General features: G+C 66.7%; 18 protein-coding genes. 13 read left to right on the forward strand and 5 right to left on the reverse strand.

Annotated features, from left to right (window positions below; genetic code table 11):
- The first annotated feature begins 4 nt into the window (after positions 1–4).
- Positions 5–220 carry a hypothetical protein gene (locus AWY79_RS05090; protein WP_066801168.1) on the forward strand — a complete coding sequence of 72 codons (216 nt, stop codon included), beginning with the start codon at positions 5–7 and terminating at the stop codon, positions 218–220.
- Between the two features lie 132 nt (positions 221–352).
- Here the strand turns inward: AWY79_RS05090 and rsmI are convergent, their stop codons facing one another.
- Positions 353–1,180: a 16S rRNA (cytidine(1402)-2'-O)-methyltransferase gene (gene rsmI, locus AWY79_RS05095; protein WP_066801171.1), complete on the reverse strand. Its 828-nt coding sequence runs from the start codon at positions 1,178–1,180 to the stop codon at positions 353–355.
- Positions 1,177–1,632 (reverse strand): YraN family protein, encoded by a 456-nt coding sequence (locus AWY79_RS05100; RefSeq protein WP_078063620.1) that lies wholly within the window; start codon positions 1,630–1,632, stop codon positions 1,177–1,179. The genes rsmI and AWY79_RS05100 overlap by 4 nt, the downstream gene beginning before the upstream one ends.
- Before the next feature lie 175 nt (positions 1,633–1,807).
- On the opposite strand from AWY79_RS05100, the gene AWY79_RS05105 reads away from it, so the two are divergent.
- From AWY79_RS05105 to AWY79_RS05145, 9 genes are all read left to right on the forward strand, one after another.
- Entirely contained in the window at positions 1,808–2,803 is a 996-nt protein-coding gene (locus AWY79_RS05105; RefSeq protein WP_066801174.1) for a DUF3089 domain-containing protein, read from the forward strand.
- Positions 2,804–2,873: 70 nt separating this feature from the next.
- Positions 2,874–4,262: an FAD-binding oxidoreductase gene (locus AWY79_RS05110; RefSeq protein WP_066801176.1), complete on the forward strand. Its 1,389-nt coding sequence runs from the start codon at positions 2,874–2,876 to the stop codon at positions 4,260–4,262.
- A 122-nt stretch (positions 4,263–4,384) separates the two neighbouring features.
- Positions 4,385–4,873 (forward strand): DoxX family protein, encoded by a 489-nt coding sequence (locus tag AWY79_RS05115; protein WP_066801179.1) that lies wholly within the window; start codon positions 4,385–4,387, stop codon positions 4,871–4,873.
- Between the two features lies 1 nt (position 4,874).
- Entirely contained in the window at positions 4,875–5,402 is a 528-nt protein-coding gene (locus AWY79_RS05120) for a rhodanese-like domain-containing protein (RefSeq protein WP_199533839.1), read from the forward strand.
- Between the two features lie 50 nt (positions 5,403–5,452).
- Complete coding sequence (locus tag AWY79_RS05125) at positions 5,453–6,004, forward strand: C-GCAxxG-C-C family protein (RefSeq protein ID WP_066801181.1); 552 nt, start codon at positions 5,453–5,455, stop codon at positions 6,002–6,004.
- A 55-nt stretch (positions 6,005–6,059) separates the two neighbouring features.
- Positions 6,060–7,190 carry a (Fe-S)-binding protein gene (locus AWY79_RS05130; protein ID WP_066801183.1) on the forward strand — a complete coding sequence of 377 codons (1,131 nt, stop codon included), beginning with the start codon at positions 6,060–6,062 and terminating at the stop codon, positions 7,188–7,190.
- 2 nt (positions 7,191–7,192) lie between these two features.
- Positions 7,193–8,038, forward strand: a complete 846-nt coding sequence (locus tag AWY79_RS05135) for a hypothetical protein (protein ID WP_066801185.1) — start codon at positions 7,193–7,195, stop codon at positions 8,036–8,038.
- A 181-nt stretch (positions 8,039–8,219) separates the two neighbouring features.
- On the forward strand, positions 8,220–10,763 hold the full coding sequence (secA, locus tag AWY79_RS05140) for a preprotein translocase subunit SecA (RefSeq protein WP_066801187.1): 2,544 nt from the start codon (positions 8,220–8,222) through the stop codon (positions 10,761–10,763).
- A 119-nt stretch (positions 10,764–10,882) separates the two neighbouring features.
- Positions 10,883–11,824, forward strand: a complete 942-nt coding sequence (locus tag AWY79_RS05145; protein ID WP_066801189.1) for a hypothetical protein — start codon at positions 10,883–10,885, stop codon at positions 11,822–11,824.
- 13 nt (positions 11,825–11,837) lie between these two features.
- Here the strand turns inward: AWY79_RS05145 and AWY79_RS05150 are convergent, their stop codons facing one another.
- Together AWY79_RS05150 and AWY79_RS05155 are read right to left on the reverse strand one after the other, a co-directional pair.
- The gene (locus tag AWY79_RS05150; protein WP_133987223.1) at positions 11,838–12,098 is read right to left on the reverse strand and encodes a hypothetical protein; all 261 of its coding nucleotides are present in this window, start codon (positions 12,096–12,098) and stop codon (positions 11,838–11,840) included.
- A 23-nt stretch (positions 12,099–12,121) separates the two neighbouring features.
- The gene (locus AWY79_RS05155; protein ID WP_233491008.1) at positions 12,122–12,565 is read right to left on the reverse strand and encodes a CreA family protein; all 444 of its coding nucleotides are present in this window, start codon (positions 12,563–12,565) and stop codon (positions 12,122–12,124) included.
- Positions 12,566–12,713: 148 nt separating this feature from the next.
- Here AWY79_RS05155 and AWY79_RS05160 point away from each other — a divergent pair, with 148 nt between their 5' ends.
- Positions 12,714–14,192, forward strand: a complete 1,479-nt coding sequence (locus AWY79_RS05160) for a sensor domain-containing diguanylate cyclase (RefSeq protein WP_233491009.1) — start codon at positions 12,714–12,716, stop codon at positions 14,190–14,192.
- Positions 14,193–14,222: 30 nt separating this feature from the next.
- On the opposite strand, the gene AWY79_RS05165 is transcribed toward AWY79_RS05160, so the two are convergent.
- Positions 14,223–14,564 carry a DMT family protein gene (locus AWY79_RS05165; protein WP_066801203.1) on the reverse strand — a complete coding sequence of 114 codons (342 nt, stop codon included), beginning with the start codon at positions 14,562–14,564 and terminating at the stop codon, positions 14,223–14,225.
- Between the two features lie 269 nt (positions 14,565–14,833).
- On the opposite strand from AWY79_RS05165, the gene AWY79_RS05170 reads away from it, so the two are divergent.
- Complete coding sequence (locus AWY79_RS05170) at positions 14,834–15,028, forward strand: hypothetical protein (RefSeq protein WP_066801205.1); 195 nt, start codon at positions 14,834–14,836, stop codon at positions 15,026–15,028.
- Positions 15,029–16,045: a ubiquinone/menaquinone biosynthesis methyltransferase gene (locus AWY79_RS05175; RefSeq protein ID WP_066801207.1), complete on the forward strand. Its 1,017-nt coding sequence runs from the start codon at positions 15,029–15,031 to the stop codon at positions 16,043–16,045.
- The last annotated feature ends 24 nt before the right edge of the window (positions 16,046–16,069 follow it).

Consider the following 16,069-nt stretch of genomic DNA (forward strand, 5'->3'; position numbering starts at 1 on the left):
TAGTATGGAATTGGATCTGTATTTTGCTGACGTGCTGTTCGTCTTTGCCCTGACGGCGTTCCTGGACGGCATCAGCTCCCATATGCGCGGTCTTCTGAAGGAGCGCTGCCCGGCCGTGTTCCGGTATGCCCGCCGCTTCGGACGGCGGTATCCGGCCCTGTTCGCCGAGTCAAACGACTTCTATTGCTTCTTTCACAAGGACGCCCTGTACGGTCGTTAAGCCGCCAGCCCGCCCACAAACCGGAAGGCCGGAAGCGCAACCCGCTTCCGGCCTTCCGGTTTTTTACGGTCCCCCCGCGAGTCCTGCGGATGCGGACAGCAACGCCGCAGATCGCCTTTTTTCAACAGCCTGCTAATCGCGCATCAGGGCGTAGACCGTCTTGGCGGTCCAGCCGGGAGCGCGGTCCGCCACGCGGCGGGCGATCTCCTTGGGCTTGCCGCCCGCTGCGGACTCCTCCTCGATGAGTTTGAGGACCGCTCCCTCGTCCGCGTCGCCCTCATCCCCGCCCGGACCGATGATCACGGTCAGCTCGCCGCGCAGCTCGAAGTCGAACCCGTCCAGCCCGGCCAACCTGCCGTGCAAAAATTCCTCGTACTCCTTGGTCAGCTCGCGGGCCACGCAGAAGTCGCGGTCGCCCAGGACGTCGCGGGCGATGGACAGCGTGCCCTTGAGCCGGTCCTTGCGCTCGAAGAAGACCAGGGTGGCCCCGGTGGCGCGGTGGGCCTCGAACAGCTTCTCGGTCTGGGACTTCTTGCGCGGGGGGAAACCCAGGAAGGTGTAGGGCAGGGGCGGCAGCCCGGAGGCGGACAGGGCCGTGACCGGCGCGCTGGGGCCGGGCACGGGCTTGACCGGGATTGCGGCCTCGCGGCAGGCGCGGACCAGGGTGAAGCCGGGGTCCGAGAGCAACGGGGTGCCTGCGTCCGAGATCAGGGCCACGTCGAGCCCCTGCTCCAGGAAGTCGAGGACCTTGGGCAGCCGCTTGTCCTCGTTGTGCTCGAAGAAGGACATCAGCCGCCCGTGGCGCTCGAGCCCCAGTCTTTTGAAGAGCAGCCCGGCCCGCCGGGTGTCCTCGGCCAGGACCACGTCCGCCTCGGTCAGGGTGTGGCGCGCCCTCGGGGAGAGGTCGTCCGCGTTGCCCAGGGGGGTGGCCACCACGAAGAGAGTGCCGGTGTCGCTCATGCCAGTTGTCCGTCCGACTGAAAAACGTTTTCGATGTGCTCCACGTCCAGTGAGGAGCCGGTGTCCGTGACCGCGGCCAGGTCGAACCGGCACGGCTCGTCCCACAGCCCGTGCTCGCTCAGGTAGTGGCTGGCCGCCTTGATCAGGCGGGTCCGTTTGGCGCGGGTCAGGGCCTCGCCGGGCGCGCCCATGGCCCCGGCTTTGCGCGTCTTGACCTCCACGAAGACCACGGTGTCGCGGTCGCGGCAGACCAGGTCCAGCTCCCATTGGCGGTGCTGCCAGTTGCGGTCGAGCACCCGGAACCCCTTGGTCTCGAGATACCGCGCCGCCGCGTCCTCGCCGAGGTCGCCGGTCCGCCGGTTGGGGTCGTCCGCGCCGCCGCGTCCTCGCCGAGGTCGCCGGTCCGCCGGTTGGGGGTGCGTCGTGTGAAGAAGCCCATGGCTTGGGCAGATAGCACAGGGCGGCCCGGCTTGTCAGGAGGCGGGAGCGGTTATTTCCGCTTCCGCCGCCGGAACACGGCCTTGGGGGCCAGGTCGTGTCGCCCGGGTGCGTTCTTTCAGGTACGGCTTTATCTTTTTCGTATGAGTTGTTACTCAGGCGTTAAAACTCAACGAGGAGAAGCGCAAGTTGAAAATCTGGAACGGAATTCTCTCCTGCCTGCTCTGTTTGGCCCTGGCCGCCACCGCCTTTGCCGGGGACGGGACCAAGGGGGCGGATGACTGCCTCACCCCCTGTCCGGACTACCGGCAGGAGGTCGCCTGGGCTTCGCGGCCCGCGCATCCGGACAAGGCCGTGGACGTGTTCTACGTCTACCCGACCATCTATCCCGAAGCGTCGCCGCGCAACATGGACGTCTTCGACAAGGGGCTGCGGGCCGACGTGCAGGGGCTGCTCAAGGCCCAGGCCGGGGTCTATTCGCCCACGGCCAACCTGTTCGCGCCCTATTACCGGCAGGTGACCTTCGCCTGCCTCGATCCGACCCAGGACATGACCCTGAATTCCTATTTCCGCATCGGGGCGGACGACGTTCACCGGGCGTTCGACCACTACCTGAACTTCCTGAACCAGGGCCGCCCGTTCATCCTGGCCGGCCACAGCCAGGGGTCGGTGGTCCTGCTCGACCTGCTGCGCAGCCGGTTCAAGGACCCGGCCCTGCAGAAGAAGCTCGTGGCCGTCTACCTGATCGGCTACTCGGTGACCGGCGAGGACCTGAAACAGTATCCGTGGATCAAGCCCGCCAAGGGCGAGGACGACACCGGCGTGGTGGTGTCCTGGAACACCCAGGCCCCCGGCGCCACCGGTTCGCCCGTGCTGATCCCCGGGGCCGCCTGCATCAATCCGCTCAACTGGAAGACCGACGCCACCCCGGCGGACAAGAGCCTGAACCTGGGCGCGGTCTTCTTCGACGATTTCACCGGTAAAATCCTGCGCGAGGTCCCGAACTACACCGGGGCGCAGGTGGACCCGGCCACGGGCGCGCTGGTCACCACGCCGCCCGAGGAATTGAAGATCGGCCACTTCCCGCCCGGCGTGCTGCACAAGTTCGACTACGCCTTCTGGTACCGCAACCTGGAGCGCAACGTGCGCACCCGCGTGGACGCCTATCTGGCCGGGAACCGCTAGCCGCCACCAGCACACGGCCCGCGCGCCCCGGTCCATTGACACCGGGGGGCGCGGGCCGTAGTTTCCGGGCATGCCAGAATACGCCCCTTCCCTGACCCCGGCGCACGAAGCGTTCCTGCGCGATCTCTTTCCCGGCGACGGGTGTGTCTTTGCGCCCGAGGCGCTGAACGCCTTTTCCACGGACGCCAGCCGCGAGCGGGCCATGCCCTGGGCCGCTGTCCGGCCCGAGACCCGCGAGCAGGTGGCCGAGCTGCTGCGCTGGGCCGACGCGGAGCGCATGCCGGTCTATCCCCGGGCGCGGGCCACCGGCCAGGTGGGCAACGCCGTGCCGGTCAAGGGCGGCGTGGCCGTGTCCCTGCTGCGCATGAACCGCATCCTGGACATCGACGGCCGCGACTTCGCCGCCGAGGTGGAGCCGGGCGTGATCACCTCCGATTTCCAGGCGGCCTGCGCGGAAAAGCGGCTGTTCTATCCCCCGGACCCGGCCAGCGTGAAGATATCCACCATGGGCGGGAACATCTCCACCTGCGCGGGCGGGCTGCGCGCCGTGAAGTACGGCGTGACCCGCGACTGGGTGCTCGGCTTGACCGCCGTCCTGCCCGGCGGGTCCACCCTGGTCATGGGCGGCCGGTCGCACAAGGACGTGGTCGGCCTGGACCTGAAGCGGCTCTTCGTGGGCGCGGGCGGCAAGCTGGGCATCATCACCGGGGTCACGGTCAAGCTCATCCCCCTGCCCGAGACCTCGGCCTCGGTCCTGGTCGGCTTCGCCAACCTGGACGACTGCATGGACGGGGTGGCCGCCGGTTTCGGGGCCGGGCTGCTGCCCTGCGCCTGCGAGTTCATGGACGCCACCACCCTGTCGGCCATCCGGCTGGGCAGCGACATCCCGCTGGACGCGGGGGCGCAGGCCGCATTGCTCTTCAAGTTCGACGGCACAGCGGAGGGCGTGGCCGCCGAGGTCCGCAGGCTGACGGACGCCCTCGGCCCCACCGGGCCGCTCTCGGTCGAGGTCGGCCAGGGCGCGGAAGAGGAGGCGATCTGGGCCGTGCGCCGAGACATCTCCCCGGCCTCCTACCGGCTCAGGCCGCACAAGATCTCCGAGGACCTGTCCGTGCCGCGCGGCAGGGTCCCGCAGCTGGTGGCGGCGGCACAGGCCGTGGGGCGCGAGTTCGGCCTGCCCGTGCTCTGCTACGGCCACCTGGGCGACGGCAACATCCACACCAACGTCATGCACGACCGCGCGGTCCCCGGCGACGAGGACAAGGCGCACCGGGTCAAGGACCGGCTCTTCAAGGCGGCCCTGGACCTGGGCGGGACCATCTCCGGGGAGCACGGCACCGGGTTGACCAAGGCCCCCTACGTGGCCGGGCAGCTCGGGCCGGAGCAGCTGCGCCTCATGGAGCAGGTCCGCCGCGCCTTCGACCCCCACGAGATCATGAACCCCGGCAAGGGATGGTAGCCCACCCCTTCGCGAAACGGTTTCGCGCCCCGGGCAGTCATAGATAAAGTCTATGTTTCCCGACCCATGTCGGCGACATCTCTATTTGTTGAAACAATTCCAGCGTGCTATGGGGTGAAATCATGACACCCCTGTCCTCCTTGCTCCGTTCCCGCAGGACCTACCTGTTCGCGCGCGTGCTCCTCGGAGGGCTGTTTCTGGTGGCGGGCGTCATCAAGTTCGCCGCCCCCGAACAGCTCGCCGTGGTCATCGACGCCTTCGGGCTGGTGCCGCCGGGGCTGGTGCGCCCCATGTCCTACCTTCTCCCGGCGGTGGAGGTGGTTGCCGGAATCGGATTGATATTCGATCTGCGCGGCAGCCTGTCCGTCGTCACCTTCCTGGTGGCGGTCTTTCTGGCCGTGTTGGCCTGGGGCATCCATATGGGGCTGGACATCGACTGCGGGTGTTACGGCCCGGGCGACCCGGAGGCCGAGGCGTTCAGCGGGTTGAGGACCGCCTTTGGGCGGGACCTCCTCATGCTGGGCGGTGCGTTGTATTGTTTCTGGTGGCGGAGGTTCGCGAGGGAAGGGGCGCGGAGTCCGTCTCAATCTGTTGTCTTCAAGGAGAATTAGGATGTTGAGAAGAGTACTGCTTTTGTGTGTTTGCGCCGTCCTGCTGGCGGCTGTTCCGGCCACGGCCGGTCTGTTCGGCGACAAGTTCGAGGACGAGGTCGTCACCGAAACCAGCGCCGTGAAGCTGGTGCGCGAGGTGCAGCAGGGCGGATACGACGTGGTCACCACCGAGGAGCTCAAGGGCTGGATCGACGGCGGCCGCAAGATGATCATCGTGGACACCATGCCCTTCGAGGCGAGCTACGCCAAGGGCCACATCCCCGGCGCGGTGCCCTTCGAGTTCCCGGTCCCGCTCATGGAGACCTGGGACACCACCAAGACCGCTGGCAAGTCCCCGGCCGACTACGAGGCCCTGCTCGGCTCGGACAAGGACATGCTGATCGTGGTCTACTGCGGTTTCGTCAAATGCACCCGCAGCCACAACGGCGCGATCTGGGCCAAGAAGCTCGGCTACACCAACGTGGTCCGTCACCCCGGCGGCATCTTCGCCTGGAAGGGCAAGGGCTACCCGGTCGAGACCGCTGAATAGCGAGAACACGCCCTTGCGCCGCATTCCGGCGCAAGGGCTTTTTTACCGCCATGGACGAGCAATCCCGAAAGCAACTGGTCGAAACCCTGTCCGGCAGGGCCGAGAACCTCTACCGCACCCGGCAGCATCTCTGCGCGGACGCCATCCTGCTCGCCTTCAACGAGGTGCTGGACGGCGGGCTGACCGAGCAGCAGGCCGTGGGGCTGACCGCCGGCATGTCCATGGGCCAGGGCGAGTCCGGCTGTTTGTGCGGGGCCGTGGCCGGCGGGACGCTGGTCCTGGGGCTGTTCCTGGCGGGCGAGGGCGGGGCGTACCGCAACTCCGCCTTGGTGCGTGCCGGGGTGCGCAGGCTCCACGAGCGGTTCAAGGCGGTCAACGGGTCCACCTGCTGCCGCGTGCTGACCAAGAAGGTCAACCACGACAGCGCCCTGCATTTCGAACAATGCGCCCAGTTCACGGGCGACGCCGCGCGCATGGCCGGTTCCATCCTCTTCGAGCTGCGCCCGGCCCTGGCCGACCGCGTTGACCGCGACCGAGCCGAGACCCGCGACTCCCTGGGACGGGGCGTGCTCCGTCGGCTCTTCAACCGCCTCTTTCGCTGATCCCCCGGCCCGCCCCTGTTGCCAAGGGGCGGCAACGCGGGTAGGACCATGACTCATGGCCGAACTCTCCCACAACTGCATCCTGTGCGGCAAATGCCTCGACGTCTGCCCGCTGCTGCGCGCCACCGGACGCGAGGAGCTCGGCCCGCGCGCCAAGTCAGACCTCTGCCGCGTGCTCCTGGAGTCTCCGGACCGGCTGAGCGAGGAGGACGCCGCCCGCCTGGCCGGACTGTGCCTGGGGTGCGGGCGGTGCCGCGAGGTCTGCTCCCAGTCCGTGGACGTGCCGTCCCTGGTGGCCGCGCTGCGCGGCGCGCATCCCGATTTCAAGTCCTGGCTGTGGAAGACCTGGCTGACCCGCGCGCGCCGTCTCTGGTCGCCGAGCTCCAAGGCGGCCGGCCTCATCCCGGACCGGTTCCGCACCGAAAGGCTCGGCCCCATGCTCAAGACGCTCGCCGGGATGTCCGGCGGACCGGGGCTCGATCCGTTCCTGACCCCGGTCGCCTTCCCCGATACCTTTCGCGGCGGGAAATTGCTCCTCTTCGCCGGGTGCACGGCCAATTACGTCCAGGGCCGCTGGCTGACCGCCGCCCTGCGCCTCCTCGACGGGCTGGGCGCGGATATCCTGCCCGGCGACTTCCAATGCTGCGGCTCGGGCCTGAAGGGCGCGGGGTTCGCGGACGAATCCCGGGCCATGGCCGAGGCCAACGTGCGCGTCTGGCGCCAGGCCGGACGCCCCCGGCTGGCCGTGTTCTGCGCCTCCTGCCTGGCCGGGCTGCGGGCCTACGACTGTTTCGACTCCGAGGCCGAGGCCCGGCAGTGGGCCGAATCCCTGCTCCCGCTCTCAAAGGCCGTGCGAGGCGTCGAATTCGAGACCGCGGGCAACGCGCCGGAGCGCATGGGCTACCACCATCCGTGCCACGCCGGGAAAAACGACCCGGACCGGGCGTTCCTTGCTGCCGTCCTCGGCGACCGGCTGGTCCGGGCCACGGACACGCAGTGCTGCGGCTTCGGCGGGGTCATGCGGTTGGCCGCGCCGGGGCTGACCGAGCCGGTCAACCGCAAGTGCTGGGACGCGCTGGCGGGCGCGGAGGTCGTGCTTTCCGGCTGTTCCGCCTGCCTGGCCCAGCTCTCGGCCACGGCCCCGCAAGGCGTGCGGGTCGGCCACTGGCTGGAGACGGTGGGATAGGCATGTCCGGCAACCCCTGGTTTCTGCGGGCCGAGGGTGCCTGGAGCCGGGATTGGCGAGAGGTCGGGGCCGCGTTTCTTGATGCCTGGAAGTTTATCCGTTCCCATCCCGGCGTCTGCTGGACGGCGGTGGGGGCCTGGCTGGTTCTTCGTCTGCCCGCGCTTTCCCTGCTGCCTAGGGAACTGTTGCTGGGACCGCAATACCGGACCCTTCTCGAAATTCTGTCCTGGGCCTACCTTCTGGCCGTGCTCCTGGCCAAAGCCGGAGTCTGCCTGTTCCTGTTCAGCCGGTATTCCGAGGCGGCGCGGGAGGGCGGTCCGGTCCTTGCGGACGGCTGGCGGCGGTTCGGACGGATGCTCCCTCCCGTTCTCTCCTTGTATGCGCTTTATTACGTGAGCGCGGCGGGCTATTATTCCTTGATCTGGATGGACGGGCCTTCCGCGCGCAGGGGCACGTGGTTGTGGCTGACCCTGGCCTCGCAGCTCGAAGGGCTGGCCGTGCGGTTGCCCGCCATCTGGGCGGTCTGCCGGTTCGGCGGGGTGTTGACTGCCGCCGCCGCAGGTGACGCTCCCTCCCCGGTTCGGTCCTGGCGGCTGACGTCGGGCCATGTCCGCCCGCTCCTCTACGGCTGCCTGTCGTGGTATGTCCTTCGACACGCGGTGCCGGGCGTCGCAACCTTCCCGCTCTATAACCTCCTGGGGGAGCGCCTTTTGGGGTTCGACTGGTTGCACTGGCTGCTCAAGCTCTACGGGGCGGGCGTCAACGTGTTTTTCCTGGCTGCGGCTGCGGCCTGGTACGAGCGGTTCCGTTCCGGTTCCGTGAGCGGCGCTCCGTCCGGCACGGCGTAGCCGGTTCCGCCGCCGCGTGCCCTTTTACGGACGCCCGCGTTTGTGCTATCCCTGACTGCGCCGGAAAAACCCGCTGTTGCGCGATTGTCGCGTTGACTTTCCGGTATCAGACTTTATCTTGCTGCTGAGCGTTCGCGGCCGCGCCAGATAGACCGCCAAAGATTCCCGGGAGAACCCATACATGCTCAAAATGCTCTTCGGTTCCAAGAACGACCGATACCTCAAGAAACTCAAGCCTCTCATCCAGCAGATCAACGCGCTGGAACCGGAGATGGAGAAGCTCTCCGACGGAGACTTCCCCGCGAAGATCGCGGCCTGGAAGGGCCAGGTGGCCGCGGGCGAGAAGACCCTGGACGACCTCCTGCCCGAGTGTTTCGCCCTGGTCCGCGAGGCGGGCAAGCGCGCCTTCGAAACCCCCATGCGCCACTTCGACGTCCAGCTCATCGGCGGCATCGTCCTGCACCAGGGCAAGATCGCGGAGATGAAGACCGGCGAGGGCAAGACCCTGGTCGCCACCCTGGCCGTGGTCCTCAACGCCCTGTCCGGCAAGGGCGTGCACGTGGTCACGGTCAACGACTACCTGGCCTCGCGCGACGCCGAGTGGATGGGCCAACTCTACAATTTTCTCGGCCTGACCGTGGGCGTCATCGTCCACGGGCTGACCGACCAGGAGCGCCAGGTCGCCTACAACGCCGACATCACCTACGGGACCAACAACGAATTCGGCTTCGACTACCTGCGCGACAACATGAAATTCTACAAGGAGCAGCTGGTCCAGCGGCCGCTCAACTTCGCCATCGTGGACGAGGTGGACTCCATCCTCATCGACGAGGCGCGGACCCCGCTGATCATCTCCGGCCCCGGCGAGAAGTCCTCGGGCCTGTACCGGCGCGTGGACGCCATCGTGCCCAAGCTGGTCAAGTCCAGCCCCACGGACCCCGAGGACAAGAACGCCGTTCCCGACGGCGACTTCGTGCTGGACGAGAAGACCAAGGCCATCACCCTGACCGACGCGGGCGTGGAGAAGATCGAGGGACTGCTCGGCGTGGACAACCTGTTCGACCCGCAGCACATCTCGCTCCAGCACCACGTGCTCCAGGCGGTCAAGGCCCACCACTGCTTCCAGCGCGACGTGGAGTACATCGTCAAGGACGACCAGGTGGTCCTGGTGGACGAGTTCACCGGCCGCCTCATGCCGGGCCGCCGCCTGTCCGACGGCCTGCACCAGGCCATCGAGGCCAAGGAGAACGTCAAGGTCGAGGCCGAAAACCAGACGCTCGCGTCCATCACCTTCCAGAACTATTTCCGGATGTACGAGAAACTGGCGGGCATGACCGGCACGGCCGACACCGAGGCCGTTGAGTTCCAGCAGATCTACGGCCTGGAAGTCATCGTCATCCCCACCCACCAGCCCATGGTGCGCAAGGACAACCCGGATTCCATCTACAAGTCCCAGCAGGAGAAGTACGAGGCCATCGCCGACGACATCGCGGACTGCTACCGGCGCGGCCAGCCCACCCTGGTGGGCACGGTCTCCATCGAGAAGTCCGAGCTGATCTCGCGCCTGCTCAAGAAGCGCAAGATCCCCCACAACGTGCTCAACGCCAAGCAGCATGAGCGCGAGGCCGAGATCGTCCTCGAAGCGGGGCAGGCCAAGAAGGTCACCATCGCCACCAACATGGCGGGACGCGGCACGGACATCAAGCTGGGCGAGGGCGTCCGCGAACTGGGCGGCCTGCACATCATCGGCACCGAGCGCCACGAATCGCGGCGCATCGACAACCAGCTGCGCGGCCGCGCGGGACGCCAGGGCGACCCCGGCTCCTCGCGCTTCTACCTGGCGCTCGACGACGACCTCATGCGGCTGTTCGGTTCGGACCGCCTCAAGGGGATCATGGAGAAGCTCGGCCTGGAAGACGGCATGGCCATCGAGAACAAGATGGTCTCGAACGCCATCGAGAAATCCCAGACCCGGGTCGAGGCCCACCACTACGAAATCCGCAAGCAGCTCCTGGAATACGACGACGTCATGAACCAGCAGCGCGAGGCCATCTACGGCCTGCGCCACGAGCTGATGAAGTCCAAGGAAGTGGAGCCCATCGCCCTGGAATATTCCGTGGACCTCCTGGAGGAGATCCTCGAACCGGCCCTGGACATGCGCGACGTGGACCCGGAGACCGTGGACTCGGTCCGCGCCCGGCTGGAAGAGGTCTTCAATTTCGAGCGGTTCGAGGGCTGGCAGGAGGGCGGGCTGCCCGACATGGAGCAGGCCCGGAAGTGGGTGGACGACATCTTCGCCTACCTGCGCGCCTCCACCGGCGAGCACTACCAGGAAATCCTGCGCTACTTCCTGCTCGACTCGCTCGACCGCAACTGGAAGGAGCACCTGTTGAACATGGACCACCTGCGCGACGGCATCGGGCTGCGCGGGTACGGCCAGAAGGACCCCAAGCAGGAGTACAAGCGCGAGGGATTCCAGCTCTTCTCCGAGCTGATCTACACCATCAAGGAGAACGTCCTGCGCGCCTTCTCCCACCTGCGCATCCAGGCCGAGGTCAAGGACGACGAGTTCAAGCACGAGGGTGCCGACAACCTGGAGTACACCGACTCCGAATCCGCCGCCGAGAAGAAACCGGCCACGGTCCGCAAGGACGCCAAGGTCAACCGCAACGCCCCCTGCCCCTGCGGCAGCGGCAAGAAATACAAGAAGTGCTGCGGGGCATAAGTCCCGGCGAGAACGCATTCCCGGCCCGGTCCGACGTCCGTCGGCCCGGGCCTTTTCTCGCGCTCCGGCCGGGCCGGGAGCTATTGCGTTCCCCGAACCGCACGTGTATCGAGTCCCGTATGATGCTGCGCCCGCTGTGTGTCTTCTCTCTGCTGCTCGCCTTGTGGGCGACCCCGGCCCTGGCCGACACCGCCCTGACCATGGGGCAGGAGCCGGGCTTCATGGTCACCGCGCCGACCAACGTGAACAAGGATCTCCAGTTCCAGGTGGACTTCGGCCACGTGGCGGACGCGGACTTCACCAACGGGCTGGGCGGGGTGTCCATCACCCGCGCGGGCGTGTCCGCCGACTACTCCATCTTCCACCTGTCCTACGAGTTGTCCTCCTTCGACTGGTCCAGCCAGGACGACGTGGCCCGTTCCTTCGGCATCAGGAAGCGCTCGGTCACGCCCTGGGACACCCTGCACGACATCACCTTTCAGGCGCGGCTGCTGAACGACGAACTCAACGAGAAGTGGCGGTATTGGGTCAACGGCGAGATCGACTCCTCCTTCGAGGAGTGCGTGCCGGGGGCTGTGGGCGTGGGGTTCGACGGCGGTGTGGCCTACGACTTCTGGGACGGCTGGATGCTCGGCATCACCGCCAGGACCGTGGCCGTGTCAGCGCTCTCCAGCGACCTGTTCGGCGACGTGGAGCTGGGGCTGGCCGTGGCGGTGTCGCAGAAGACCCTGCGCGAGGCCCTCAAGGCCGTGGGCATCCTCGACGACCCCAAACCGGGCTCGGAGAAGGTAGGCCTGAGCTTCGCCCTGTCCACATCCGACAAGACCTACCGGCTGTCGGCGGACAACCCGGTCTACAGCAACGGGTATCTCGGCCTGGTGCGCTCCAAGGTCGGCCTGTACGTGGACTACGCGCCCAACGACAGGCTGAGCTTCAGCCTCGGTCCGGAAATTCACTACGCGCGCAAATACAAGCTGTACAACAAGACGGGCAGCTACAAATCGTCCCACGATCTGGACAACGCCATGGGCGGCTATCTTCGGATGGTCTGGCGGTTCTGAGCCGCGGACGGGGTTAGTCGTCCCGGTTGTCCAGGGTCGCGTCGCCCACGGTGTCCATGCGCCAGCGGGCCGCGCCCTCCTGGTCGGCCGAGCCGTTCATCACGCGGGCCGAGAATTCCCATATCTCGTCCAGCTCCTCCGGGGTCAGGGTGTAGCCCTTGTCCCGGACGTAGGCGTCCAAGGACGGCCTGTCCTTGATGGTCATGGCGTCCCGGATCATGCCCGGATCGGCCATGGCGTCACCGATCAGTCTCGAAAGTTCTTCCCTGCTCATTGTTTCCCGCCTTTCCCCGAATACTACTGCACTTTCACGCAGGTTATGCTGTTCTTGGGCGATCCCTCGACCACCCGGTCGCTGTAGACCATGTAGACGATGACGTCGCGCTTGGCATCGTAGAAGCGGACCACCTGCATGGACTTGAACACCAGCGAGGTGCCCTTCTTGAAGACCTTTTCCCCGTCGGCCTTCCCGTTCCTGACTTTCTCCGGCACCTGTATTTCCCCGGTGCCCACGCACATGATGGAGGCGTCGGACGGGTCCTCGGCCACCCCGATCATGCCCTTGACCCCGCCCTTGCGCGCCCGGCTCAGATAGCAGGTCACGCCCGGGATGTCCGGGTCGTCAAAGGCCTCGACCACGATGTCGTCGTCGCGCGAGAACATGTGGAAGACCGTGTCCACGGTGCCGATGACCTCGGAGGCCGCGGGCAGGGGCAGGGCGAGGACCAGGATGGCGGCCATTGCGACCGTCCGCTTCCGCATGAAGGAGAGAAAATCTAGAGCTTTCATAGCGTTCCAACTAGCAGTCCCGGCAAAGTAAATCAAGCAGGACTGATTCTCATTACTTGACCTCGCGGACCGGTATATGGTCTTTTGGGATTACATGCCGATGCAGACGGGAACATTCAACAGCCTGGGCGGGGATTACGAGGAGGGGACCAAGGCCTCCCTTTTGTCCGCCATAGCCCGGAACGCCGAGGAGCTGACCTCGGGCAAGGGCTGGCCCGACGGGGTCAACGACCTGCTGGAGACCCTGGGCCGGGCCACCGGCGTCAGCCGCGTCTGGATCTTCCAGACCGTGTCCGTGACCCCCACGCACATCACCCAGAACTACACCTTCGAGTGGGCCGCCGCGCCCGAATACGCGCAGCTCGGCATGTCCATGTTCAACATGTTCACCAACGCCATCGACCAAAACGAATACCGCGAGCTGATCCGCAGCCGCCAGCGGGGGGAATGGCAGAAGACCATGACCCGCGACCTGGAGCCGGGCTACCTGCTGGACAGCCAGACCATCCAGAACATCAAGTCCATGCTGACCATCCCGATCATGGTGGACGAGGAGTGGTGGGGGACGCTGGGCTTCGACGACTGCGAGCGGGAGTACGACTGGGACGACGTGGAGATCGCGCTGCTGCGCACGGCCGCCTACCTGATCTCCAACGCCGTGCTGCGCGACCGGCTGAGCGCCAAGCGCAAGCAGTTCCAGATCCTGCGCGGCATCACGGACAGCGCGGCCTGGTCCTACGATTTCCGGACCGGCCAGGTCTGGCTGGCCGCCGAACTGATCCACACCGTGCCCATGCCGGTGGAGAACCTGAACCTATCCCTGCGCGGCGGGCTGCGCCACATCCATCCCGAGGACCGGCGTCCGCTGCTGCGTGCCGTGCGGGCCTACATGGACGGGGACAAGGAAGTCTTCCGCTACGACGTGCGGCTGTTCACCGACTGCGGCGACCAGCGCTGGGTGGAGCTCATCGGCAACCTGAGCCGGGGACGGAGCGGGCGGCCCGAACAGTTCGCGGGCATCGCCGTGGACATTCGCGCCCGCAAGCAGGAGGAGGAACGGTTGCGCGTCGAGGCGGTCACCGACCCGCTGACCGGGGTGCTCAACCGGCGGGTGTTCTGGCGCGAGCTGCAATCCAGGCTCGACCGTTCCATCGGATACCGCGAGCCCCTGGCCCTGCTCATCCTCGACATAGACCGTTTCAAGACCCTGAACGACACCCATGGCCACGTGGCGGGCGACGGCGTGCTCCGGCAGTTCGCCGCCCGGTGCATGAAGGCGGTGCGCGCGGGAGACGTGGTCGCCCGGCTCGGCGGCGACGAGTTCGTTATCCTGTTGCCCGGCGAGCGCTGCCCCTCGGCCCGCGTGGTGGCCGAGCGCATCCTGAAATCCGTGGCCGAGGAGCCGTTCACCGTGGACGGCCGGGACTTCCAGGTCACGGCCAGCATAGGGCTGTGCGTCCACGACGGCTCCCCGGTGGCCCCGGCGCGCATCCTGGACGCGGCGGACGCGGCCCTGTACCGGGCCAAGCGGGGCGGGCGCAACCGGTTGGCCGAGGCCGACGACTGCCCGGTGGGCTGATTCCCTTTCCCGGCTCCCCGCCGGGTTCCATTATGATCGGAAGATGAAATAGACCGCTCCCAGCAGGCAGAGCGCGGCCCACAGGTAGTCGAGCTTGAGGGGCTGGTTCATGTAGAAGAGGCAGAAGGGTGCGAACACCGCGAGCGCGATGACCTCCTGCATGATCTTGAGCTGCGGCAGGGACAGGGCGGTGTAGCCCAGCCGGTTGGCCGGGACCTGGATGAGATATTCGAAGAGCGCGATGCCCCAGCTGATCAGGGCCGCGATGTACCACGGGCGCTGGTTCAGCTCCTTCAGGTGGGCGTACCAGGCAAAGGTCATGAACACGTTGGAGGCCGTGAGCAGCAGCGCGGTCAGGAGCGGGATTCTCATAGTCACCTCGGGGTGGGGGCATGCCCGGCTCGCCGGGCTGCGCGACGGTAGGGCAAGGTCCGGCCCGAGTAAAGGGAAATCGCGCTCCCGCCCGGCGGGGCGCGGGGCTCCAAATCCCTCGACGAACCGGGCCGCGCATGGTACTGAACCCCGAAAAAAGAGAGGGGCTTTACGGTTTCTCCCTTTTACCCGCCCGGCATACCCTGACTACGTTGGTCAAGGCCATTTCCCACCGGGCGGTTTTTCCTTTGAAAAACGGGAGCGTTTCCATGGACAAGTACGACAAGCAGGCACTCCAGGTGGCCAAGGAAGTGGTCATCAAATTCATCGAGGTGGGGCGCATCTCCCCCTCCAATTTCGGCCAGAATTTCGACGTCATCTACAAGGACATCATGCGGACCATCACCGGCGTCACCGCCGGGGACGCGCCTGTGGGGATCGATTCGGCGGAAGAGGGCGAGTAGATGGCCCGGCCCGAATGCGAGTCCCACACCGGGGCCTCCACCCACGCCGAACATGGCCGGCGGGTGGCCGACATGTTCGGCCGCATCGCCGGTTGGTACGACTTTCTCAACCACGCCCTGTCCGGGTGCCAGGACATCTACTGGCGCTACCGGCTGGCCAAGGCGGCCCGGCCCCGCCCCGGCTCAACGGTCCTGGACCTGGCCGCGGGGACCATGGACGTGTCCGTGGAGCTGCTGCGCCAGTACCCCGACTGCACCGTGGCCGCCCTGGACTTCGCCCTGCCCATGCTGGAGACCGGCAAGGTCCGCAAGCTCAAGGACGGGCGCGAAAAACGCATCTTCCCGGTCCAGGCCGACGGGCGTGCGCTCCCCCTGCCCGACGAGTCCATGTCCGCCGCGACCATCGCCTTCGGCATCCGCAACATCCTGCCCCGCGAGGAGGCCTACGCCGAGTTCATGCGCGTGCTCGAACCGGGCGCGCGGCTGTGCATCCTGGAGTTCGGCACCGGGTCCAAGCGGGTCTGGAAGGGGCTGTACAATTTTTATCTCGACAAGCTGCTGCCGTTCATCGGCGACCGCATCTCCGGGGACCCCGGCGCGTACCGCTACCTGGCCGAGACCATCAAGAGCTTCCCGGACGAGCGGGCGCTCGGCGAGGAACTGCTCAAGGCCGGTTTCGAGCGGGTCTACAACGTGCCGATGATGTCCGGCATCGTCTACCTGCACGTGGCCGAGAAACCCGCCGCCCCCGTCGCGCAGCCTGCGCCGGAACCGGCGGCCCCCAAGGTTGTCCCGAAAGCCGAGAAGCCCGCGGCTCAGAAGGCCGAAGAGCAGAAGGCGGCACCGAAGAAGGCTGCCGCGAAGAAATCCGCGGAGAAGAAAACGGCCGCCAAAAAGACGGTCGCCAAAAAGACCGGCAAGAAGGCGGCCCCGAAAAAGCCGGCCGCGAAAAAGTCGGCCGCGAAAAAGTCGGCTGCGAAGAAGTCGGCCCCGAAAAAGAGCGGGGCGAAGCAGTAGGCTCGGGCCCGGGTTTCTGGACAG

This window comes from Pseudodesulfovibrio indicus (genome assembly GCF_001563225.1).
GTDB classification, from domain to species: Bacteria; Desulfobacterota; Desulfovibrionia; order Desulfovibrionales; family Desulfovibrionaceae; genus Pseudodesulfovibrio; species Pseudodesulfovibrio indicus.